Below are 22,050 nucleotides of genomic sequence, written 5' to 3' on the forward strand. Positions count from 1 at the left end.
GAGGCGAAGGGCCGAAAACAGCGGGTGCCGGACGGAGGCGCCGAGTGGTACGCGGCCACGCCGGGCGGCGAGGCGATACGCGGCGAGCTGGGCGGGGCGGCCCGTGCGGGGCTGGACGAGGCCGCGGCGGAGGTGGCGGAGCGGTTCGGCGAGGTCAGCTGACGAGCCGGACGGGCGGCGCGGGGGCCCGGTCGGGCAGGAAGCCGTGGGAGCGGCGGCCCAGCCACTCGGCCCGGTAGCGGTCCACGTTCCGGTGCCAGTGCAGGATTCCGGCGAGCCAGTTCTGCAGGTCGACGACATAGGCGTCCATGGCCGCCCGCGCCTGGTCGGACAGCTTGAAGTCCTCGTACAGCACGGGCAGTTCGTGCTCGATGACGTGTTCGAACTGCTGCATGCGCTGGGTCGTCAGGTCGTGGACGACACCGAGCGCGGTGGGGTGATCCACGCCGAAGAAGTTCTGCACGACGAGAACGGCGTTGTGGATCTCGCCCTCGTACTCGATCTCCTTCTGGTAGGAGAAGATGTCGTTGAGCAGACAGGCGTAGTCGATGGCGGCGTTCTCCAGGGAGCGCACCGGGCCGCTGCGGTACACCTCCGGCGGGACGGCCGGACCGTGGCCCATCCGGCACAGGCTCAGGGTGAGGTCGGAGCCGAAGGTGGCGCGCCGCATCTCCAGGTAGTCGACCGGGTCGGGGATGCGGTTCTGCAACTGGTTGGACAGCTCCCACACCCAGCTCTCGGTCATGTCGTCCACGGAGGCCTTGAGGGTGCGCCGCTGGTCGGGGGCCATGCCGGCCGTCGTGCGAGTCCACAGGTCGAGGAGCCCGCGCTCCATCGCGTCGGCCGGGACCAGGGCCGGCTCGCCGTCGACGGGCATGCACTGCGACAGCCGGGCCGTGGTCAGCCGGGCGGCGGCCAGGTCGCGGCGGTGGCCGTACACCAGCGGGTAGTAGTCGTCGCCGTACGTCCCCCAGGCGAGCCACTGGGCGCTGAGGTCGAGGGCCTCGGGGGTGGCGTCCGGGTCCAGGCCCGCGGAGCACAGCGCGAGGTCGCAGGCGGCGAGTTTGTCCTCGTCCCACACGCTCTCCTGGAGGATGCCCATGCGGCGCGACCAGCCGACGAGGTTCCGGCGGGCGGCGTCGAGATGCGGGCTCAGTGCGAGCCGGTACGGCATGTGGAACTCGGGCAGGACGGAGGGGCCGACCTTCTGGTACGGCAGGTGGGTGTAGGCGCGCAGGCGTTCCCGGGCGGCCGAGGCGAGGAGCGCGCCGACGTCGGCGGCGAAGACCCCGGGGCCGCTGGGCAGCTGCCAGGGCGAGCCGGTCCGGACGCCCTTGTTCATGTAGCGGCTGGAGCGCAGGTGCCATTCATGGCCGCCGGACTGCCAGTCCTGAAGTCCCTTGGTGTAGGCGGCGACCGCGGCGGCCTGGTCCGGGGTGAGGCCCTTCTCCAGCGCCACGGCGGGTACTTCGGTGAGCGCGGTGTGCTCGAACTGGTGCAGGCGTGAGGTGAGGATGTCGTTGACGGTCTCGGCGGCCTCCTGGGTCGTACAGCCGAAGAAGGTCTCCAGCACCAGCACGCCGTTGCTGTTCTCGCCCTCGTCCTCCACCTCGCGCTGGTAGGAGAACAGGTCGTTGCGCAGGTGGACGGCGTCGGAGAACGTCTCCATGAGGACCCGCAGCGGCCGGGTGCCGGCGACGGCGGCGGGCACCTCGGCCGTCGCGTACTCCACGAGCCCGGCCGACCAGGGGGCGCCGCCGACCTTGCGGCGCATCTCGATGTACTCGACGGGGTTGGCGATCCGGCCCTCGTTGATGTTCGACAGCTCCCACATCGACTCGTTGAGCAGGTGCTCGGTGGCCACGGAGAAGCGGCGGCGCCAGTCCACGGACATCGACGGCACCGTGCGCGCCCACAGGTCCTTCAGCCCCGCCTCGACGGGATTCTCCGGCTCCGGCACGGGGGTCGCCGGGTCGAGCGGCATGAACAGCGGCAGGCGGTCCAGGTGGGCCTTGCCGGCGGCGCGGTCCTGGGTGCGCTTGTACATGTCGAGGAAGTGGTCGTCGAAGAAGAACACCCACACGTACCAGTCGGTGATCAGCGAGAGAGCGGGCCCGTCGCAGTCGGGGTGGGTGTAGGCGCACAGGAGTCCGTAGTCGTGCGCCTCCAGGTCGGCCTGCTCCCAGATCCCGGACCCTTCCAGCATGCCCATCTCGCGCGCCCACGCGGTCGAGTGGGCGCGTGCCTCGTCGAGGTGCGGGTTGAGCCGCGCGGGATACGGCATGTAGAAGTGCGGGAGTTCGAACGGCTGCGTCATGGCCGGGGCCCTACCCGTGGCCCACAACACCCATCCACCGCGCGGGACATGATCACACCATGCGTGAAACCCGTCGGGCACGGGGAACTTCCGCGCCGCTGTGGGCGATCACACCTGCTGGGCGGTCACCTGCCGGCCGTGGACGTCGGGGTGACCCCGGGCCTCCTGGTCTGCGACACCGCCGGCCCCCACCCGTATGCCCCCGTCCGCGCCCTTGCCGTGCCCCCGCGGGCGGGTCACGGTAGGCGCATGACCTCCTTCGTGCTGCCCCATGAGGTGCACGGCGACGGCGCCCACAAGGTGTTCGCCGTGCACGGCTGGTTCGCCGACCGGTCCGCCTACGCCGCCGTTCTGCCGGATCTCGACCGCGCCTCCTTCAGTTACGCGTTGGTCGACCTGCGAGGGTACGGCGAGGCACGGGACGCGGCGGGTGCGTACACGACGGCCGAGGCGGCCGGGGACCTGGTGGAGCTGGCCGACCGGCTGGGCTGGGACCGGTTCTCGGTGCTCGGGCACTCCATGGGCGGCGCGGTGGCACAGCGGCTGGCCGCGCTCGTGCCGCACCGGCTGCGCCGGATGGTCGGCGTCTCCCCGGTGCCGGCCTCGGGGCTGCCGCTGGCCGGCGAGCAGGCCGCGCTGTTCACGGAGGCCGCGCACAGGCCGGAGAACCGACGCGCGATCATCGACTTCACCACCGGGAGCCGGCGTCCCGCCGCCTGGCTCGACCGGATGGTCGCCCGTTCGCTGCAGCGCAGTGACGCCAAGGCGTTCCGGGCCTGGCTGGACTCGTGGGCGGGCGAGGACTTCCACGCCGCTGTCGAGGGCAGCGAGGTGCCCGCCCTGGCCGTGGCCGGGGAGCTGGATCCGGCCCTGTCGCCCGAGGTCATGCGGCAGACCTGGATGTCCTGGTATCCGCGCGCCCAACTCGTGGCACTGCCGTTCGCCGGGCACTACGCCATGGACGAGTCCCCGCTGGACCTGATCCGGGCGGTCGAGGACTTCCTGCGCGCGGACACCGAAAGGCCCGCCGAGACCGCAAGGCCTGCCGACACCGAAAGGCCTGCGGACACCACAATGCCTGCCGACACCGAAAGGCCTGCGGACACCGAAAGGCCTGCGCATGCCGAAAACCGTGGGGACGCCGGCAACCCGGCGGCCGACGTGGCCCCTGTCGGCGAAGGCGAGCCCGCGTGAGCGTGCGTGAGAACCCGCCGGTGCCCGACGTGTTCGACCCGCGCCGGTACGCCGTCGGTGTGCCGTACGACGACTACCGCCTGCTGCGCGACCATCACCCGGTCGCCTGGCAGGAGGAGCCGGAGGTGCTCGGCTGGCCGGCCGGGCCGGGATTCTGGGCGGTGACCCGGCACGCGGACGTCGTCCGGGTGCTGAAGGACGCCACGACGTACTCCTCCCACCTCGGCGCGACCCAGATCCGTGACCCGGACCCGGCGGACCTGCCGTTCATCCGCCGCATGATGCTCAACCAGGACCCGCCGCGGCACGGACGCCTGCGGCGGCTGGTGAGCCGGGCGTTCACGCCGGGCCGGATCGACCGGTTCGCGGCGGTCGCCCGGGAGCGGGCGCGCACCCTGCTCGCCGGGGCGCTGCAGCAGGCGCGGGACGGGGACGGCACCGTCGATGTGGTGGCCACCGTCACCGACGAGTACGCCCTGCTGAACCTGGCGGACCTGCTGGGCGTGCCGGAGAGCGACCGGCGGCTGCTGCTGCACTGGACGCAGCGGGTCATCGGCTACCAGGACCCGGACGAGGCCGGTCCCGCGGTGCTGGACGCGACGGGCAAGCCGGTCGATCCGCGGTCCCCGGCGATGCTGAAGGACATGTTCGCGTACGCGAGACAGTTGGCCGACCACAAGCGACGGCATCCTGCCGACGACATCCTGACGACGCTCGCCCACGAGGCCGAACTCGCCGACGGTGAGCTGGAGATGTTCTTCTTCCTGCTGACCGTCGCGGGCAACGACACCGTGCGCAGCGCGGCTCCGGGCGGGCTGCTGGCACTGGTGGAACACCCGGAGGCGTACGACTCGCTGCGCGCCGGGAAGACGGAACTGTCCACAGCGATCGAGGAGTTGCTGCGCTGGCATCCGCCGGTGCTGACCTTCCGGCGGACGGCGGTGCGGGACACCGAGCTGGCGGGGCAGCGGATCCGGGCCGGGGACAAGGTCGTGGTCTTCCACGCCTCGGCCAACCGGGACGAGCGGGTCTTCACCGATCCGGCCCGGCTCGACCTCGCCCGCTCCCCCAACCCGCACGTGTCCTTCGGCGACGGTCCGCACGTATGCCTGGGCGCCCACTTCGCACGGCTGCAACTACTGCTGTTCCACGAGGAGGTGCTGCGGGCGCTCCCCGCTCCGCGACCGGCGGCACCGGCCGGGCGTCTCGTGTCGAACTTCATCAACGGCATCAAGTCCCTGGAGGTCCAGGTTACTTGACGTCGGCGCCGGAGACCTGGATCAGCGCGTGCGTGCCGCTGGTGCGCCAGCTCCCGGGCTCGGCCGCCTCCAGCGCGGCCTCGGTCGGCGCGGACAGGCCGGTGATCACGTCCGACTTCAGGGTGCGCAGCGCGGCGACCGGGCCGGGGAACCAGTCGGTCGTCTCCTGGAAGGGTGTGGTCGGCGGCCAGAGCCGGTCGCCCACCAGACGGCGGTAGTTGAGGTCGCCCTTGAAGACGGTCAGGTCGGCCGCGGCGAACTCGGCGCGCAGGTCGTCCGGCATCTCCGCGTACGGCAGCGGGGCGCAGGAGAAAGGATGGGCGCGCACGGTGAGGCGGCCGTCGGCCATGGCGGACCAGAGCACGCGCGCGTACTCGGCGGCCGCGCCGGACGCGGCCCGCAGCCGGTGGAGCGCGTCGACGACGTCGGCGGTGGTGGCGTCGGAGACGTAGTACGGGTACGGCTTGACGTGCAGCACCGCCCGGGCGGCCCGGCCCTCGGTGAGGAGATGGGCGAGCAGCAGCAGGTCCGGGACGAGTTCACGGCCGGCGTTGTCGGCGACCAGCACGAGTGTGGCCGCTCTGCCGGGCGGCAGCAGGGACCACAGGGCCGCGCTGTCGTCGGCGACCAGCGCGGGCGCCGGGTCCCGGGCCTCGGCGCCCTCGGCGGAGAGCCGGAAGCCGAGGTCGGCGCGGTTGCCCCACAGCGAGCCGTGCAGCAGGGCGCGCGCCCGCTCCTCCTCCGGCAGGCCGGGCAGGGCGTCCAGCGCGGCCAGTTCCCCGTCCGTCTCCGGCGCGTCGAGTTCGGCGCGCTTGAACGGGCGGAAGGGGTCGATGCCCTGCCAGGGGCCGGGTCCGAACCAGCCGACGGCGTCCAGCAGCCGGCGGTAGAAGTAGCTCTCGGCCCACAGCCACGGCACGTCGTACCAGGACCGCCCGGCACAGCCGGGCAGGCCCCACTCCTGCCACCGGTCCCGGTCCGGAGCAGCGGCGGGCAGCGGCTCGACCGTGCCCTCCGTGCAGCTCTTCAGCAGCTCGTCCAGCGCCCGGTGCTGCCCGGGGCCGTACGGGAAGGCGTCCCGCACCCGGCCGATGACGGCGGGATGCCGTTCGGCCAGCACGCTGTGCGGGAACGAGCCGGGTTCGTTGCCGAGGATCACGGGTGCGAACGGGGTGGGGGGCATGTCCGTCACCGTATCGCGCGCCTCAGGCGGTTCTGATCTCCCGCTCCAGCTGCGTGGCGAGCGTGACGTAGCGGGGGCGGCGGTGCACCGGGACCAGGCCCCGGATCAGCAGGTGCCACATCTCGGCGACCCGGCGCGGCAGCCGTCCCGTCGGTTCGAGCGAGCGGCCGGCGACCCGGGTGCCGACGAAGAAGGAGACCAGGGAGTGCGCGACGACCCCGACGTCGAGCTCGCCGTGCACATCGGACTCCCTGACGGCTCCGGTGAACTTCCGGGCGGAGAACTCCAGCCACTCGGTGAACGGATGCCTGAGGGGCGGCCGTACGGCGACATCGGCGGTGGCGAGGCGGAGCGCGGCGCGCGGCACCGGGTCCTCGACGGCGAGCCGGGCGACCCCGAACGTGGTCCGTATCAGGGCCTCCAGCGAGGAGCAGCCGCGGCTCTCGACCTCGGCGACGAGCGCTTTCGCGGCCTTGGCGTTGAGTTCGAGAATGGCGTGGGCGAGGTCCTCCTTGGCGGCGAAGTGAAAATACAGCGCCCCCTTGGTGACCTTCGCGTGCGCGACGATGTCGCTCAGACTCGTGGACTCGTAACCTTGCCGGTCGAACAGATCGGCGGCGGCCGTGATGATCGTTGCCCGGGTCTGTTCGGCGCGTAACTGCCTCGCCATCTAGGACCCCTCCTCGCGACTCATACCTACGAACGGGACATGCGGTTTGTTTTTAACCCCCTGCACACGATAACTCACCGAGCGGCAGCGGCGGTCCCGGGGTGCGGGCCGGCAGGCCCACACGTGTCACCGGTGGATCCGGCGCCGGACAGGCCCTGGCGGTCCGTGAACAGCGAGATGAGAACGGTTTCCCCCTTCCTTTCCCGGCTGTCGTCGGCAGCCGCGGGACAGCGGGCGCCGAACCCATGATCGCCACGATACGAGGACGGCCGCCGGCTCCTCAACGGGGCCTCGAATCAGGCGCGAAACGTCCGAACCGGTCGGTGCTTTCGCGCCCCCTGACCATCGATACGCCGCTCGGGGTGAACCTCGGGGTGAACACACCCAACGCCTCGGCCGTACTGGACCGCGCAGACCCCGTTCCCGCGCCCGCCGAGGAGACATCCCGGATGACCCGGATGACCGCCCGCCCGAGCGTCACGGCGGCCGCCGCCGCGGCCCCGCTCCTGCTCCTGTCGTGGGCGGCGGGGTCTGCCCAGGCACACGGCGCCCCCACGGATCCGGTCAGCCGGGTCTACTCCTGCTCCCCACAGGGCGGCGACGCCGCGCGTTCGGCGGCCTGCCGGGCGGCGGTCACGGCGAACGGCGCCCCCTTCACCGCGTGGGACAACCTGCGCGTGGCAGGGGTGAACGGCCGTGACCGGCAGGTGATTCCGGACGGCAGGCTGTGCAGCGGAAACCTGCCGGCGTACCGGGGCCTGGACCTGGCGCGGCGGGACTGGCCGGCGACCCGGCTGACGCCCGGGGCCGCACTGACGATGACGTACGCCTCGACGATCGCGCACACGGGCACGTTCCGGCTGTATCTGACCAAGCCCGGCTACGACCCGGCGAAACCGCTCAGGTGGTCGGATCTGCCGGAGCGGCCCTTCGCCCAGGTCACCGATCCACCGCTGCGGGACGGGGCGTATCACATCGCCGGGAGACTCCCGCGGGATCGGACGGGCCGTCAGGTTCTCTACACCATCTGGCAGAACACCAGCACGCCGGACACCTACTACTCGTGTTCCGACGTGGTCTTTCCGGAGAAGGGCGAGAAGAAGGCGGGAGCGGGAGCGGGGCCGGGGCCGGGATCAGGGTCGGGGCCGGGATCAGGATCAGGGCCGGGATCAGGATCAGGGCCGGGATCAGGATCAGGGCAGGCCGAGACCGCGCGGGTGACGACTCCGGGCCCGGCTCCCGCCGCGGGCGGGCAGGTCACCCGGGGCACGGGCCCCTCCGCGCCCATGCTGGCGGGCGGCGCCGCCGCGGTGCTGGTGCTCACCGGGGGCGCCGCCCTCGCAGTGCGTCTCCGTCGACGCTGAACTCTGCGGTTCTCAGGGGAAGTTCGTCGCTCAGTTGACGTAGACCGGGGTGCCGCCGTCCGTCACGGGCGCGTACTTGGCGGTGAAGTAGCCGTTGGCGAAGCACAGCGACGAACCGGAGGTCTTGGTGAACTGCTGGTTGGTGAAGCTGATGCTGTTGTCGGCGTTGTCGGCCTTCCCCGTCAGCGAGGCCGCCTGGTAGACGCAGGTGATGGAGCCCAGCAGGGTGCGCAGCTTGACCGTGGTCTGGATGGTGGAGCCGCTCGCCGGCGAGACGGTGAGGGTGCCGTCGGAGGCGACCGTCGCCGTGTAGGGCAGGTTGTCGACGGTGATGCTGCTGACGCCGAGCACGCCGGTGACGTTGCTGGTGCAGGAGCTGGGGTCGAAGGTGTGCCCGGTGACGGACTCGGTGGCCGTGCCGGGGGCGGCCGGGTTGCCGGTGACCGTGGCGGTGAACTGGGAGGACGTGCAGCTGACGCCGCTGGTGCCGGTCGCGCTGGAGTAGAGCGTGGCGGAGGTGCCGGAGGCGAGCGGCGCGGTGACGGTGTCGCCGGCCGCGACGGCGGTACCGCCCGCGCTGCCGGTGGTGAGGACGGCGCCGCCGTCGGCGGAGGCGGGGGCGGCGACCGCGAGGGTGAGGGCGGTGGCGGTGCCGGCGAGGGCGAGAAGGGATCGGGTACGCATGCGGATGCCTCTTTCCTGGGTGGGGTCCGGATGAGGTGGATGGGGGGTGGCGGATGGGGGTGGCGGATGGGCGGGTGATGGTGCGGGACGGCATGTGACGCCGTACGGGCGCGGTGCCGTCAGGTGCGCGGTGCCATCAGGTGCGCGGTGCCGCCGACGCAGGACCGTGCGCCTTCTCCGTACGCGACGGTCCGGCGACGGCGGCCGTGCGGGCACCGGCCGAAGGCCCGGGGGTAGGCCTTCGGCCGGGCCGGCAGGGGTCGGCCGGGCACGATCCGGGGGGAAGGGGGCCGTGCCGGGCCGCACCGATGTGAACGGTTTCTGTCGTCCGAGGTGAGCGGCCGGTGTGAGAGGCCGGGAAACGCATCCGGTGCCGCTCGGCGGATCCGGCGCCACGGATCCGCGGAAGCAGGGGAAGTTGTAGACCTGATCAACCGTCAACGTCAAGCCGGGCAAGGCGGGTTACGGCTCTTGATCGCAGCTCGCGCACATCCGGCACGCTTTTTTCACAACTGCCTTGACCCCCCGAAGTAACCGGCGGTAACTTCCACGAAGGCTACTGCCGCGTAACGAGAAAGCCCTTGCTCCGCCGGGGTGCGAGGAGTCGTACGCGACAGTCGCTGTCCGCGCCAGGACACCGCGCCTCTGAAGCCCGACCCGCATTGATGCATGCCCATGGGAGCAGACATGGCCTCGTCCCCGGACGTCCCGTCCGTCGGCAACACCCCCGAGAACCCGGGAAACGGTTCACCCTCCGAAACCTCTGAAACCCCTGAAACACCGCAGGCGGCCGTCACCGCCGCGGGCGGCGAGAGACGGGGCCGGGTCCGGGCCCGCCGGGCCGCGGTGATGGCGGTACCCGCCACCCTCGTCGCCGCCGGTCTCGCGGTGCTCACCGCCCAGGGAGCGCTGGGCGTGCAGTTCGCGATCTCCGGCATGCCGTTCACGGTCACCGCGACGGAACTGAACGGAACCGGTTTCGAGCAGTTCGGCGGTCTCGACAACATGGCGGACGGCAGCCCGAACGCCGGCGACACCGGGGGCCAGGAGCTGGTGGTGACCTCCGCCATCAAGAACGCCACGCTCACCAAGCTGTGCCAGAGCGTCGACCTCGGCGGCACCAACCTGCTCATCACGGCGGGCGGCGGTGCGGACAAGGTGCAGGCGAGCGACCTGACCACCGACTCCACCGAGCTGTCCGGCGACGCCGCGTTCAACAACATCGAGATCGGCAACGACGCCAGCACTCTGACCAAGGCGGGCGTGAAGGGCCCGATCGGTGTGTTCAGCCAGCAGGCCGACACCGTGCGCATCGCCAACCTGCGGCAGACCAACTACGCGACCACGGCTGGGGTGTTCAAGCTGCCCGGTCTCAAGCTCCGTTTCAGCGGCTCGGGTTGCTGATCGCCGTGGCCGACCGTCCACGCCGGGGAGCGCGGGCCGCCTTCCGTGGCTGGCGGGCCCGCCGGCCGTTCTGGGGCGGGCTGCTGCTCGCGCTGGCCGGCGGCGAGATCCTGCTCACCGAGAAAGCCTCGCTGAAGGTCGTGATGCACATCGGCATGCAGGGGGCGGCCGGCTACCTGCTGCCGACGCTGATGGCGCTGCTGGGCCTGCTGATCCTCTTCAACCCGGCGCAGCGGCTCTTCTACTCCATCACCGGCGTCCTGCTCTCCCTGGGCACCTGGGTGACGTCCAACCTCGGCGGCTTCTTCATCGGCCTCCTGCTGGGCGTCACCGGCAGCTGCCTCGCCTTCGGCTGGCTCCCCGACCAGGAGCCGCGCGTCAGCCGCCGCGAACGCCGCAAGCAGGCGAAGGCGACGGCACGAGCACAGGCAGAGGGCACCAAGGGGGCGAAGGGCTTGGCCGCCTGACGGCACCGCAGGGCGGGTTCGGTCCGTCGCGGAGCTCGCCGTGCTCGGAACCGGCGGCCGAAAGCGCGAGCAGCTGCTCGGGGGGGGGCTACGCGCGGTGGATCACCGCGCGGATGCTCCCTGCCAAGTCTGCGGCCAGACTCATCGCGGGACACTGGCGGCTGCTGAACGAGGGAGCCGTCGGCTCCTGGCGGGCCGGTGGCCTCAACCGACTGACGACGTCGAGCAACGCGATGCTAGGGCCGCTGTCGCGCGTGGCGCTTCGTGGTCACCGTGAGGGCCACGGCGTACAGGCCGAGGACGGCGGCCAGCAGCAGGTGGTACGGGGCGGGCAGGGCGGTCATGCCGAGCGCGGCGCCCAGTGGGCTGGGCGGTACGGCGATCCCCACGGCGGCGAGGAAGGCGGCGGCCCAGCCGACCGGCCCGGACCGCCCGCCGCTCACAAGGCGCCGCCTGCCGCTCGCAAGGAGCCGCCCGCCACTTGTCAGGCGCCGCCCACTCCTCGTGCGGCGCCACCCGTCGCACATGAGGCGCCGACCGCCACGCGCAAGGGGCCACCACCCGCCGCACGCAAGGCGCCACCACCCGCCGCACGCGCGGCGCCTCCCGTCACACGCAAGGCGCCGGCCGTCACGCACAAGGATCCGGCTGTCACGCGCGAGGCGCCGGCCGTCGCGCAGGAGCAGCATGACCAGCGCCTGGGTGAGCAGGTTCTCGGTGAACCAGGCGGAGTGGAAGACGGCCTCGTCGTGCAGGGCGTCGGGGCCGTTCAGGGCGAGCGTGAGGACGCCGAAGGTGGCGAGGTCGGCGAAGGCGTTGAGGACGCCGAAGCCGGTGATGAACCGCAGGAAGGCGGGCGGTCGCAGCACGGTCGGCCGGCGCAGCTCGCCCGGGGCCGGGCGGTCGTGGGCGAAGGCGAGCTGGGCGGCGTCGAAGCACAGGTTCTGCGCGAGCACCTGCACGGGGAGCATCGGCAGGAAGGGCAGCAGCAGTCCGGCCGCGAGCATGGCGAGGACGTTGCCGAGGTTGGAGGAGAGGGTCACCCGCAGATAGGCGGCGATGTTGGCGCTGCTGCGGCGGCCGGCGGTGACGGCGTGTCCGATGGCGGTGAGGTCCTTCTCGGCCAGCACGACGTCCGCGCTCTCCCGCGCCACCGCCACGGCCCCGCGCGGCGCGATCCCCACGTCGGCGGCGAGCAGCGCGGCCACGTCGTTGACGCCGTCCCCGAGGAAACCGACGGTGTGCCCGGCGGCCCGCAGCCCGGCGACGACACGGGCCTTGTCCTCGGGGGTGCACCGGGCGACGACCGTGGTGGTCCCCAAGGCCCGGCCCGGGCCCGGGCCCTCCCCCGCGCCGCCCTGCGCGGTGCGCACCTCCCCGGGCTCCAGCCCCGCCTCCCGGCACACGCGTGCCGCGGTCGCCGGGTGGTCGCCGGTGAGGATGTGGACGCCGACGCCCAGGGAGGCGAGGGTACGCAGGGACTCGGCGGCGCCCGGGGCGAGTTCGTCGCGGAAGGTGACCAGGCCGCGGAAGGTGAGTCCGCGTTCGTCGGCGGGGGTGTACGGGCGGGTGCGGGCGGGGCGTTCGGCGGTGGCGACGGCCAGCACCCGCTGTCCGGTCTCCGCCTCGCGTGCGGCGAGCGCGAGCAGCCGCTGCCGCTCGGCGTCCGGCAGCGCGCAGCGCGCCAGGACGTCCTCGGCGGCTCCCTTGGTGATCAGCAGGTGGTGGCCGAGCCGGCCGGCGACGACGGCGGTCGCGAGCCGCCGGCCGGGCGCGACGGGCAGCGCGGCGAGCCCGTCGTACTCCTCCCCCGCGGACCCGGCGACGTCGAGCAGCGCCGCGTCCAGGGCGTCGGGGGCGGGCAGTTCGGCGAGGTTCAGGGTCCACCAGGCACCGGCGGCCGCCCAGCGCAGCACCTCCGGATCGTCCCTGCCGTCGGGCCCGAGGGAACGGGCGGCGACCGGCCGGTCCTGGGTGAGGGTGCCGGTCTTGTCCACGCACAGCACGTCGATCGCGCCGAGGTCGTGCAGCGCGGGCAGCCGCCGTACGACGACCCGGCGGGTGCGGGCCAGCAGTGCGGCACTCCGGGCGAGGCACGTGGTGACGATCACCGGGAGCATCTCGGGGGTGAGCCCGACGGCCACGGACACGGCGAACGGCAGCGTCTGCAGGCCCTGGCCGCGCAGCACCGCGCCCGCCATGAGCACCAGCGGCGGGGTGAGCAGCATGAACCGGACCAGCACCCGGGCGATGCCGTGCACGGACCGGTCGAAGGCGCTGGGCTCGCGCGCCCTGGGCGCACGCTGCGCGGCCGCGAACCGGGTGCGCGCCCCGGTGGCCACGACGACCGCGGTGGCGCTGCCCGCGACGACCGCGCTGCCCTGGAAGCACAGCGTGGACTCGCCGGGCGGCTCCGGCGGTTCGGCGGCGGCCTTGGCCACGGGCGCCGACTCGCCGGTGAGCGCGGCCTCGGACACGGTGAGACCGCGGGCGCGCAGCAGTCGTACGTCGGCCGGGACGAGGTCGCCCGGGCCGAGCCGTACGACGTCTCCGGGCACCAGGTCGGCCACCGGGACCTCGTGGGCGCGCGGGGCGGCGGTGCCGTCGGCGCGGCGCAGCACGCTGGCCGTGCCGGCGACCAGTTCGCGCAGGGAGGCGAGCGAGCGGTCGGCGCGGCGCTCGCCGGCCGCGCGCAGCGCGCAGCTGACGGCGACCAGGGCGAGGATCACCGTGGCGGTGCCCCAGGAGGCGACGAACGCCGAGACCAGGCCGAGGGTGAGGAGGACGGCGGTGAACGGGTCGCGCAGGCCGCGCAGACAGCGCCGGAGCGCGGAGGGGGTGCGCGGGCGGGGCGGCGCGTTCTCGCCGTGGGTGGCGAGCCGGGCGGCGGCCTCGGCGTCGGTGAGTCCGCGCGGGCCGGTGTCGAGGCGGCGCAGCACCTGCAGCGACGTGCCGCTCGCCGGGCCGGTCCCGGGTCCGCCCACCGGACCCGTCGGGGCCTCAGAGGCCACGGAGGCGGCGGGCGGGGGCCGGGACGGCCGCGGCGCGCTCGGCGAGCCGGCCGACGAGGAGGCGTACGACCTCGACGACGGCGGCCTGTCCGGCGGCGTCCACGAAGTACACCTGGCGGCGTCCCTCGCGACGGGAGCGGACCAGCCCGGCCAGCTTCAGCTTGGTCAGGTGCTGGCTGACGGCGGGCAGCGCGCCGCCGACCCGCTCGGCCAGCCCGGTGACGTCGCTCTCCCCCTGGATCAGCGCCCAGACGATGTGCAGCCGGGCGGGCGAGGCGAGCAGCCCGAAGGCGGCGGCCGCCTCGGCGAGCACCTCGGCGGAGGGGTCCTGGTAGCCGGTGCCGGGCGCTGTCGCCACTGTCGCCTTCCCTCCGCGTCGTCCTGTGTGCCGTCTGTCCGTCCGTGTACGGCGATTCAGTCTAGGTGGCGGGAACTTCCCGGCGGTCCCCGGAGTTTCCCCGGTGCTGCGGAAGTCTTCGCCGGTGTGCCGGGGAACGCCCGGCCGTGGATCGCGAGTGATACGAGGAGTGCGCATGGCACTGTGGGACCGCGTCAAGGAATCGGCGACGCAGATGCAGACCCAGTTGGTGGCGAAGAAGAACGACCTGAAGAGCGGCGCGTTCCGCGACGCGAGCATGGCGATGTGCGCGCTCGTCGCGGCCGCGGACGGGAGCGTGGATCCGTCGGAGCGCCAGCGGGTGGCCCAGCTCATCGCGACGAACGAGGTGTTGCAGAACTTCCCGGCGGATGACCTCAGGCGCCGCTTCGAGGAGAACCTGAGCAAGCTGACGACGGACTTCGCCTTCGGCAAGGTGAGCGTGCTGCAGGAGATCGCCAAGGCGAAGAAGAAGCCGGCCGAGGCGCGGGCGGTGATCCAGATCGGCATCGTGATCGGCGGCGCGGACGGCGACTTCGACAAGACGGAGCAGGCCGTGGTGCGTGAGGCCTGCTACACGCTGGACCTGCCGCCGCACGAGTTCGACCTCTGAGCCCGTCGGGCCACGCGAGGATGGGCGCATGCTCGACGACCTCGACCGTGCCCTCATCCACGCCCTGCACCTGGACGGCCGGGCGCCGTTCAGCAGGATCGCCGAGGTGCTCGGTGTCTCGGCACAGACCGTGGCCCGCCGCTACCGCCGGCTGCGCCAGGAGGCCGGTCTGCGCGTGGTGGGCCTCGCCGACCCGCACCGGGCGGGCCGCGCGCAGTGGCTGGTCCGGCTGACGGCGACGGCACGCTCGGCCCAGGACATCGCCGGGGCGCTGGTACGGCGGGCGGACACGTCCTGGGTGAAGCTGACGTCGGGGGGCACCGAGATCACGGCGGTGATCCACGCCCCGGCCGAGGACGCCTCCCCCGGCCCCCTCCTGCTGCACGACGTCCCGCGCACCGGCGGCATCACGGCCGTCTCCGCCCACTGCCTGCTGCACACCTACCTGGGCGGCCCCGCCAACTGGCGCCGCAGCGCCCAGGCCCTCGACGAGGAGCAGCAGGCTGCCCTGCGGTACCGGGAGAGCGCCGAGGGGGTACGGCAACCGGGGCCGGAGGAGGCGGAGTTGCTGGCCGCGCTGGAGCGGGACGGGCGCGCCGGGCAGGGCGAACTGGCCCGGGCGACCGGCTGGTCGCCCACGACCGTGGCCCGGCGGCTGGCCGAACTGCGCGCGTCGGGCACGCTGTTCTTCGACGTGGAGGTGGACGCCGCGCTCTTCGGCGTGCGCACCCGGGCCCTGCTGTGGCTGTCGGTGCGGCCGGCCGACCTGGAGCAGGTCGCGCTCGCCCTGGCCGGCCATGACGAGCTGGCCTTCGTGGCCGCGACCACCGGCCGCACGAACCTGGTCGCGCAGGCGCTGTGCCGCGATCCGGCCGACCTGCACCGGTATCTGACGCGGCGGCTGGGTGCGCTGCGGGAGATCGACGCGCTGGAGACGAGTCCGGTGCTGCGGACTTTCAAGGCGGCGAGTCCTGTGCTGACGGATCTGGAAAGGGTGCGGCGGGGACAGCCGGGCAAGGCGCCTGCCGGGTGGGGCGGTTGAGACCGTGCGCGACTGCGGGCGCGTTGTGGCTCGTCGCGCAGTTCCCCGCGCCCCTTCGGGGCGCTTCCCGCCGGCGCCGGCAAGCGAAACCCACCGCGCCCAGCGCGGCACGGGGCGCCTATGAAGCTCCCTCCGCCGTCCCGACCGCCCCGCTCGCGATCCACGCCACCATCAGCAGTCCCACCGCCACCCAGCACGCCGCCTGGGGTGCGCCGCGGCCCGTTCCCGCCAGGTATGTGCTGCCGAGGACCGCCACGCCCAGCGTGGCCCCCAACTGCTGTACCGCGTTGAGCAGTCCGGCTGCCGAGCCGATCTCCTGCGGGCGCAGGGGGTGCAGGGCGAGGGTGAAGAAGGCGGGGGTGAACAGGCCGGCGCCGAGACCGACGAGGGCGAGGGCCGGGAGCAGGGCGACCGGGTAGTGGCCCGGCGTGGTCGTGCGGTACGCGGCCACGGCGGCCAGCAGTCCGGTCAGCAGCAGCCCGAGCCCGTACGGCATGACCCGGCGTCCGTGCCGCCGTACCAGCCGTGAACCCGCCCACCAGGAGGCGACGGCGAGACCGGCGGACCACGGCAGCAGGCTCAGTCCGGACGCCAGCACGCCGGTGCCCGCGCCGAGCTGGAGCTGGAGCACGACCACGACGGTCAGACCGTTGGTCACCGCGAAGAAGGCCGTGGAGGTGACGAGAGCGGCCGGGAAGCCGCGGTGGGTGAACAGACCGGGCTCCAGCAGCGGACGGGCCGTGCGCCGCTGGTGCCGGGCGAAGCCGGCGAGCACGAGCAGTCCGGTGCCGAGCAACAGCCAGTCGGTAGTACCCAGTTGGCTGAGGTCGCCGCCGATCAGCGGGTACACCAGGAGCCCGGTGCCGAGTGCGGCCAGGGCGGTGCCGGGCCAGTCGAGGGCCGGGCGGTGCGGGGCGCGGTTCTCCGGCAGGTGCCGGGCGAGGACCAGCACCAGCGCGGCCACCGGCGCGTTCACCAGGAACGCGGACCGCCAGGACGAGCCGAACAGGTCGGCGTGGGTCAGTACACCGCCGAGGACGGGCCCGCAGACGGCGGCGAGGCCCATCACCGGTCCGATGCTGCCCAGCGCCTTCGCCGTCTCCTCCCCCGAGAACATCGCCTTGATCAGCCCGATGGTCTGGGGAATGATCAGCGCCGCCGCCGCGCCCTGCACCGCCCGGAAGGCGATGAGCAGCCCGGGCGACGGCGCCAGTGCGCAGGCCATGGACGCCGCCGTGAACAGCGCGACGCCGAGCACGAACATGCGGCGCCGGCCCGCGATGTCCCCGAGCCGTCCGCCGGTGATGAGCAGCACCGCGAACGGCAGGGTGTAGGCGGCGCCGAACCACTGGACGTCCGAGACCGGCCCGCCCAGGTCGGCGTGGACGGCGGGCGCGGCCACCTGTACGACGGTCGCGTCCAGCAGGTTCATCGCCTCGCCGAGCAGCAGGGCGGCCAGGCCGGGCCACCGCCCGCGGTAGGGGGTGGCGACGGCCACCTGTGCTGTGGTCATGGGTGTTCCACTGTTCCTCTCGCGCTCGCTGCGGGGGCCGGGACCGGCCCCGGGTCAGCGTGCGGGAGCGAGGGAGACGGGCTCCATCGGGAACGGTGGGGATGCGGATTTCTTCCATGGACCGCGCTGATCCTGAGGAAAAGCGACGCGGGTGCTCCCGGTCTCCGGGGGCACCCGCGTCGGCATGCAGGCAGTCGTGCCGAGGACCGGCCGTCAGGCGAGGCCGGCGGTCTTCAGCCAGGCGCGGGCCACGTCCAGCGGGTCCTTGCCCTTGACCTGTACCTGGGTGTCCAGGTCCAGCAGGGTCGCGGTGTCGAGCTTGGCCGAGACCGCGTCGAGCGCGTCCGCGCCCTTCTGGGACAGGGCGCCCTTGTGGACGAGCGGCTGGACGTTCTCGAAGCCGAAGAGGTTCTTCGGGTCCTGCAGGACGACGAACTTCTCCTTGGAGATGGTCGGGTCCGTGGTGAAGATGTCCGCGGCCTGCACGGCGTTCTTCTGCAGGGCGGCCTGGGTGAGCGGGCCGCCCGCGTCGAGCGCCTTGAACGACTTGAACTGAAGGCCGTAGACCGACTTCAGGCCCACCAGCCCCTGCTGCCGGGTCTGGAACTCCGGCGAGGCGCCGATGACCAGGTCCTTCGCGATGTCCTTCAGGTCGGCGACGGTCGACTTCTCGGTGAGGTGGTACTTCTTCGCGGTGTCCGCGTTGAGCGTCACCGAGTCCTTGGACTGCGCCGCCGCGGGCTTGAGCAGGGTCAGCCCGGAGTCCAGCTTGGCCTCGATGGCCGTCGTCGTGGCCTCGGCCGACACCGGCTTGGCCTTCGGGTCGAGGTAGGCCAGCAGCGCGCCGTTGTACTCGGGCAGCACCTTGATGGCGCCGTTCTTGATCAGCCCGTAGGTGGTCTCGCGGCTGCCGATGTTCGGCTTGTAACTGACCTTGATTCCCTTGGCCTTGAGGGCCTCGCCGTAGATGTCGGCGAGCAGGGTGCTCTCGGGGAAGTTGTTGGATCCGACGACCACGGTGTCGCCGCTCGCCTGGCTGTCCGTCAGCGGGTTGCCGCCGGACTTGCCGCCGTTGGAGGAACAGCCCGCCAGCAGGGCCGTCGCCGCCGCGAGGGCGACCACCGCCGCGCCTCGGTTCCTCCGGATGGACCTGCTGATGCGGTTGATGGAAGTCACCCGCCGATCCAATCCAGCCGGTTCTCGGTCAGTCAAGTGCCGCGGATCTCCGATTCGACTGGGTCTGCGGGCACTTGCACCTGCCTTGTAACGGATTCTTGATGAACGGAAACAAACGTCAGCCGCTCCGCCGTACCCCCGGCGAGACCGTGAGGCGGGAGGCCGCCCAGAACACCACGAGGGTGACCAGGGCGAGCCCGGCGACCAGGCTGGCGCCGCCGACCACCTTCTCGTAGTCCTTCTGGTAGAGACCGTCGATGATGTAGCGGCCGAGTCCGCCGAGGCTGACGTACGCGGCGATGGTGGCGGTGGAGACGATCTGGATGGCCGCGGTGCGCAGGCCACTCAGGACGAGGGGCAGCGCGACCGGCAGCTCGACCTGGAACAGCACCCTGGCCTCGGGCATGCCCATGCCCCGGGCGGCGTCCACCGGCGCGGGGTCGACGGAGCGGACCGCCTCGTAGGTGGTGACCAGGATGGGCGGTACGGCGAGCACGACCAGCGGGATCATCACCGGCACCAGCCCGAATCCGATCCAGATGAACATCAGGACCAGCAGACCGAAGCTGGGCAGGGCCCGGCCGGCCGTGGCGATCAGGGCGAGGGCGTTGCCGCCGCGGCCGTAGTGGCCGGTGACCAGGCCGACGGGCAGTCCGATCAGGGCGGCGAACAGCAGTGCTTCCAGGGAGTACTTGACGTGCTCGGCGAGCCGGGTGGGGATGCCGTCGTAGCCGTGCCAGTGGGCGCTGTCGCTGAAGAAGGCGTGCGCGAAGTTCAGGACGTTCACCGGGTGGCACCCTTCCTCGGCATCCAGGGGGTGAGCAGGCGGCGCAGCAGCACCAGCAGCGCGTCGGCGAGGACGCCCAGCAGCGCCGTCGTCAGGACCGAGTTCACGGCCAGGGCGGGCCGGTGGTAGGTCGTGGCGGTGTAGAGCATGTTGCCGAGCGCACCCTGGTTGCCGATGAGCATGCCGACGCTGACCAGGGAGAGGCTGGAGACGACCGCCACCCTCAGGCCCGCGATGATCGCGGGTGCGGCGATGGGCAACTGGACCTGGAGATAGCGGCGTACGGGCCCGAAGCCCATGGCCTGCGCGGCGGCCAGGGTCTCCTGCGGCACCGAGCGGACGCCGTCCACGATCCCCGGCACCAGCACCACCAGGCTGTAGATCCCGAGCGGGATCATCACCGTGGTCTCGCTCTGCCCGAAGTAGTCGATGAGTACGACGAAGAAGGCCAGCGACGGGATGGAGTAGAGCACGGTGGTGACGCCGAGGACGGGCGGGTAGACCCAGCGGAAGCGCACGCAGAGCTGGGCCACGGGCAGCGCGACGAGCAGCGCGGCCAGCACCGGCAGCAGTCCCTCGCGCACATGCAGCCCGACGAGCCCGAGGTAGCTGTGCTGGAGGTCGCTCGGGAGGTCGAAGAAGCCGTTCACGGCGCGGCCTTGAGGTCGGCACCGTCGGCGGCCTGACCGCCGCCGTCATCGGCGCCGTCGGCCGGCCGGGCAGCTACCGGGCCGGGGCGGTCGGTTGCCTGGTCCCCCGCGCCGTCGGCACCATCCACGGACCGTCCTTTCGCGCCGTCGGCACCGTCCACGGACTGGCCCCTCGCGCCGTCGGCACCGTCCACGGACTGGCCCCTCGCGCCGTCGGCACCGTCCACGGACTGGCCCCTCGCGCCGTCGCCGGCATCCGCGTCCTGGTCATCTGCCGCGTCGGCACCGTCGACCGCCCGGTCCTTCGCACCGTCCGCCCCGTCCGCGGCGCGGCCCTCCGCCCCGTCCGCGGGCCGGTCCTGCCCGGTGTCGGATGCGGTCGCGGCCCGGCTGTGGGCGGTGCGGATGGCCTCGCCGATGACCTGCTGGGAGACGACGCCCACGGCGCGTCCCTCGCCGTCCACCGCGACGGCCCAGCCGGTCGGCGAGAGCACCGCCCCGTCGAGCGCGGTGCGCAGCGAGTCCTTGCCGGGCACGAACGGGCGCCCGTGGTCGAGGAGTTGAGCCGGGTCGACGGTCCCGGCGGTGAGCCGGTCCGGCTCGCTCCAGCCGAGCGGCCTGCCGTCGGGGTCGGTGACGAGGAGGTAGGGGGCGTCGGCGCGGGAGGCGATCTCGTCGGCGCCGGCGTCGACGCGCACGATCGGCGCGGTCTGCAGCTCCAGGCCGGCGGACGGGAAGAAGGACAGCCGGCGGATGCCGCGGTCGGCACCGAGGAAGTCCTCCACGAAGGCGTCGGCGGGCGCGCTGAGCAGTTCGGCGGGCGGCGCGAACTGGGCGAGCCGGCCGCCGGTGCGCAGGACGGCGACCATGGTGCCGAGCTTGATCGCCTCGTCGATGTCGTGGGTGACGAAGACGATGGTCTTGCCCAGCTCGTCCTGGATGCGCAGCAGTTCGTCCTGCAGCCCCTTGCGCACCACGGGGTCGACGGCGGAGAACGGCTCGTCCATCAGCAGCACCGGCGGATCGGCGGCGAGCGCCCTAGCCACGCCGACGCGCTGCTGCTGGCCGCCGGAGAGCTGGTACGGGTACCGTTTGGCGAGCGCGGTGTCGAGCCCCACCCGCTCCATCAGCTCGGCGGCTCGCGCGCGGGCCTTCTGCTTGCTCCAGCCGAGCAGCCGGGGCACGGTGGCGATGTTGTCGAGGATGGTGCGGTGCTGGAAGAGCCCGGCGTTCTGGATGACGTAACCCATCGAGCGGCGCAGGGTGTTGACCGGCTGCCGGCGGATGTCGGTGCCGTCGAGGAGGATGCTGCCCTCGGTGGGCTCCACCATCCGGTTGATCATCCGCAGGGTCGTCGTCTTGCCGCAGCCGGAGGGCCCGACGAGGACGGTGATCGCGCGGTCCGGTATCTCGAGCGACAGCCGGTCGACCGCGACCGTGCCGTCCGGATACCGCTTCGTGACTGACTCTATGCGTATCAAAACGCCGCATGCCCTTCGGGTCTGGCGGTCTTCCGCCTGCTGTCGGCCACGGTCGTCGCTGCGCAGCCCGTTGCGGGGAGAGTCTAGACCGCGAGTGTTGCAGCGTTCTGTCGCCCGCGTGGCCCCGTCACCGCCGTCAGGCCGCCACCGGCAGGCCCGGGGTGCGCAGCACGCTCCGCCCGGCATCGACCGCGAACACCTCGCAGCGGGGGCGGGCGGCGGCCCAGGCCGGCCCGTCGGCGCCCAGCGCGAAGGCGGCGGTGGCGGTCGCGTCCGCCTCGGTCAGGGTGGGGGCCACCACGGTGAGGCTGAGCAGCCCGGTCGCGGGGCGTCCCGTGCGGCCGTCGAGGATGTGGTCGCCGCGCTCGTACCGCCCGGAGGTGGCCACGGCCGCGTCGGTGACCGCCAGCACGGTACAGACCCGGTCGGCCTGTTCGGGGTGCCGTACCCCGACCCGCCACGGCCCGCCGGAGACCACCACGTCACCGCCGGCGTTGAGGCAGAACCGCCGTGCCCCGGCCGCCGCCAGCAGCCCGGCCGCCCGCTGCACCGACCAGCCCTTGACCACCGCGCAGGGATCGAAGGCCCGGCCGGGCAGCCGCACGTCGAAGGCACCGCCGGTCGCGGCCCGGTACCGCTCGCACAGGCCGAGGACCTCCCTCAGGTCCGCGCTCGGCTCGCCGTCCGCCAGTTCCCCGCGCCCGTAGCGGGACACCTCGCTGCCGTGCTTGAACGGGCTGAAGCGGGTGTCCACTTGACGCAGCCAGGCGAAGACCTCGTCCGCCGCCGCGCCGAAGTCGCCCTCGTCGTCGATCCGCAGCGAGACGGGGAACCCCATGACGTGCTCGACACGCCGCAC

General features: G+C 72.9%; 19 protein-coding genes and 2 pseudogenes. 8 read left to right on the forward strand and 13 right to left on the reverse strand.

The features are described 5' to 3' along the window. Positions 1 to 24: 24 nt before the first annotated feature. Positions 25 to 162, forward strand: coding sequence for a hypothetical protein (locus ABB07_RS08195; protein ID WP_208898098.1), 138 nt, complete (start codon positions 25 to 27; stop codon positions 160 to 162). Here the strand turns inward: ABB07_RS08195 and cyc2 are convergent. Further along, the gene (gene cyc2 / locus ABB07_RS08200; protein ID WP_208898099.1) at positions 155 to 2,317 is read right to left on the reverse strand and encodes a germacradienol/geosmin synthase Cyc2; all 2,163 of its coding nucleotides are present in this window, start codon (positions 2,315 to 2,317) and stop codon (positions 155 to 157) included. The two genes, ABB07_RS08195 and cyc2, sit on opposite strands and share 8 nt — an antisense overlap. 108 nt (positions 2,318 to 2,425) lie before the next feature. Next, positions 2,426 to 2,557, reverse strand: a complete 132-nt coding sequence (locus ABB07_RS41500; protein WP_279617382.1) for a hypothetical protein — start codon at positions 2,555 to 2,557, stop codon at positions 2,426 to 2,428. A gap of 9 nt (positions 2,558 to 2,566) precedes the next feature. Here ABB07_RS41500 and ABB07_RS08205 point away from each other — a divergent pair. Further along, a pseudogene (locus ABB07_RS08205) lies at positions 2,567 to 3,331 on the forward strand (alpha/beta fold hydrolase); the annotation flags it as partial. A gap of 176 nt (positions 3,332 to 3,507) precedes the next feature. Continuing rightward, entirely contained in the window at positions 3,508 to 4,770 is a 1,263-nt protein-coding gene (locus ABB07_RS08210) for a cytochrome P450 (RefSeq protein WP_208898101.1), read from the forward strand. Here ABB07_RS08210 and ABB07_RS08215 read toward each other — a convergent pair. Then, positions 4,763 to 5,953 carry a damage-control phosphatase ARMT1 family protein gene (locus ABB07_RS08215; protein ID WP_208898102.1) on the reverse strand — a complete coding sequence of 397 codons (1,191 nt, stop codon included), beginning with the start codon at positions 5,951 to 5,953 and terminating at the stop codon, positions 4,763 to 4,765. The genes ABB07_RS08210 and ABB07_RS08215 overlap by 8 nt on opposite strands. Positions 5,954 to 5,975: 22 nt before the next feature. Continuing rightward, a complete protein-coding gene (locus ABB07_RS08220) occupies positions 5,976 to 6,623 on the reverse strand; it encodes a ScbR family autoregulator-binding transcription factor (RefSeq protein WP_208898103.1) in 648 nt (215 codons plus the stop codon). A gap of 449 nt (positions 6,624 to 7,072) precedes the next feature. Between ABB07_RS08220 and ABB07_RS08225 the strand changes: the two genes are divergently transcribed. Next, entirely contained in the window at positions 7,073 to 7,987 is a 915-nt protein-coding gene (locus ABB07_RS08225) for a lytic polysaccharide monooxygenase (protein ID WP_208903335.1), read from the forward strand. A 30-nt stretch (positions 7,988 to 8,017) separates the two neighbouring features. Here ABB07_RS08225 and ABB07_RS08230 read toward each other — a convergent pair whose 3' ends face one another. Then, on the reverse strand, positions 8,018 to 8,671 hold the full coding sequence (locus tag ABB07_RS08230) for a Tat pathway signal sequence domain protein (RefSeq protein ID WP_208898104.1): 654 nt from the start codon (positions 8,669 to 8,671) through the stop codon (positions 8,018 to 8,020). A gap of 687 nt (positions 8,672 to 9,358) precedes the next feature. Between ABB07_RS08230 and ABB07_RS08235 the strand changes: the two genes are divergently transcribed. Continuing rightward, positions 9,359 to 10,075: a DUF6230 family protein gene (locus ABB07_RS08235; RefSeq protein WP_208898105.1), complete on the forward strand. Its 717-nt coding sequence runs from the start codon at positions 9,359 to 9,361 to the stop codon at positions 10,073 to 10,075. A gap of 5 nt (positions 10,076 to 10,080) precedes the next feature. Further along, positions 10,081 to 10,542: a DUF6114 domain-containing protein gene (locus ABB07_RS08240; RefSeq protein WP_244189266.1), complete on the forward strand. Its 462-nt coding sequence runs from the start codon at positions 10,081 to 10,083 to the stop codon at positions 10,540 to 10,542. Between the two features lie 236 nt (positions 10,543 to 10,778). Here ABB07_RS08240 and ABB07_RS08245 read toward each other — a convergent pair whose 3' ends face one another. Both ABB07_RS08245 and ABB07_RS08250 read right to left on the reverse strand, forming a co-directional pair. Then, positions 10,779 to 13,526, reverse strand: a complete 2,748-nt coding sequence (locus tag ABB07_RS08245) for an HAD-IC family P-type ATPase (RefSeq protein WP_244189267.1) — start codon at positions 13,524 to 13,526, stop codon at positions 10,779 to 10,781. Between the two features lie 16 nt (positions 13,527 to 13,542). Next, positions 13,543 to 13,911, reverse strand: a complete 369-nt coding sequence (locus ABB07_RS08250; protein WP_208898107.1) for an ArsR/SmtB family transcription factor — start codon at positions 13,909 to 13,911, stop codon at positions 13,543 to 13,545. A 175-nt stretch (positions 13,912 to 14,086) separates the two neighbouring features. Here ABB07_RS08250 and ABB07_RS08255 point away from each other — a divergent pair, with 175 nt between their 5' ends. Together ABB07_RS08255 and ABB07_RS08260 are read left to right on the forward strand one after the other, a co-directional pair. Then, a complete protein-coding gene (locus tag ABB07_RS08255) occupies positions 14,087 to 14,542 on the forward strand; it encodes a tellurite resistance TerB family protein (RefSeq protein ID WP_208898108.1) in 456 nt (151 codons plus the stop codon). A gap of 28 nt (positions 14,543 to 14,570) precedes the next feature. Then, a complete protein-coding gene (locus tag ABB07_RS08260) occupies positions 14,571 to 15,584 on the forward strand; it encodes an Lrp/AsnC family transcriptional regulator (RefSeq protein WP_208898109.1) in 1,014 nt (337 codons plus the stop codon). A 118-nt stretch (positions 15,585 to 15,702) separates the two neighbouring features. On the opposite strand, the gene ABB07_RS08265 is transcribed toward ABB07_RS08260, so the two are convergent. The 6 genes and pseudogenes from ABB07_RS08265 to ABB07_RS08290 all read right to left on the reverse strand — a co-directional run bounded on the left by ABB07_RS08265 (position 15,703) and on the right by ABB07_RS08290 (position 22,050). After that, a complete protein-coding gene (locus ABB07_RS08265; RefSeq protein ID WP_208898110.1) occupies positions 15,703 to 17,097 on the reverse strand; it encodes an MFS transporter in 1,395 nt (464 codons plus the stop codon). 213 nt (positions 17,098 to 17,310) lie between these two features. After that, entirely contained in the window at positions 17,311 to 18,273 is a 963-nt protein-coding gene (locus ABB07_RS08270; RefSeq protein ID WP_208898111.1) for an ABC transporter substrate-binding protein, read from the reverse strand. Between the two features lie 118 nt (positions 18,274 to 18,391). After that, entirely contained in the window at positions 18,392 to 19,060 is a 669-nt protein-coding gene (locus tag ABB07_RS08275; RefSeq protein WP_208898112.1) for an ABC transporter permease, read from the reverse strand. Continuing rightward, complete coding sequence (locus ABB07_RS08280) at positions 19,057 to 19,710, reverse strand: ABC transporter permease (protein WP_208898113.1); 654 nt, start codon at positions 19,708 to 19,710, stop codon at positions 19,057 to 19,059. The genes ABB07_RS08275 and ABB07_RS08280 overlap by 4 nt, the downstream gene beginning before the upstream one ends. A 362-nt stretch (positions 19,711 to 20,072) precedes the next feature. Continuing rightward, positions 20,073 to 21,191, reverse strand: a pseudogene (locus ABB07_RS08285) (ABC transporter ATP-binding protein); the annotation flags it as partial. Between the two features lie 136 nt (positions 21,192 to 21,327). Continuing rightward, positions 21,328 to 22,050, reverse strand: a complete 723-nt coding sequence (locus tag ABB07_RS08290) for an FAD:protein FMN transferase (protein WP_208898114.1) — start codon at positions 22,048 to 22,050, stop codon at positions 21,328 to 21,330.

It is taken from the genome of Streptomyces incarnatus (genome assembly GCF_001027185.1).
GTDB lineage: Bacteria > Actinomycetota > Actinomycetes > Streptomycetales > Streptomycetaceae > Streptomyces > Streptomyces puniciscabiei.

Bases quoted from the DNA above. Each gene is read 5' to 3' on its own strand.
- cyc2 (WP_208898099.1), bottom strand. From the start codon at position 2,317: ATGACGCAGCCGTTCGAACTCCCGCACTTCTACATGCCGTATCCCGCG.
- ABB07_RS08215 (WP_208898102.1), bottom strand. From the start codon at position 5,953: ATGCCCCCCACCCCGTTCGCACCCGTGATCCTCGGCAACGAACCCGGC.
- ABB07_RS08220 (WP_208898103.1), bottom strand. From the start codon at position 6,623: ATGGCGAGGCAGTTACGCGCCGAACAGACCCGGGCAACGATCATCACG.
- ABB07_RS08225 (WP_208903335.1), top strand. From the start codon at position 7,073: ATGACCCGGATGACCGCCCGCCCGAGCGTCACGGCGGCCGCCGCCGCG.
- ABB07_RS08230 (WP_208898104.1), bottom strand. From the start codon at position 8,671: ATGCGTACCCGATCCCTTCTCGCCCTCGCCGGCACCGCCACCGCCCTC.
- ABB07_RS08235 (WP_208898105.1), top strand. From the start codon at position 9,359: ATGGCCTCGTCCCCGGACGTCCCGTCCGTCGGCAACACCCCCGAGAAC.
- ABB07_RS08255 (WP_208898108.1), top strand. From the start codon at position 14,087: ATGGCACTGTGGGACCGCGTCAAGGAATCGGCGACGCAGATGCAGACC.
- ABB07_RS08260 (WP_208898109.1), top strand. From the start codon at position 14,571: ATGCTCGACGACCTCGACCGTGCCCTCATCCACGCCCTGCACCTGGAC.
- ABB07_RS08265 (WP_208898110.1), bottom strand. From the start codon at position 17,097: ATGACCACAGCACAGGTGGCCGTCGCCACCCCCTACCGCGGGCGGTGG.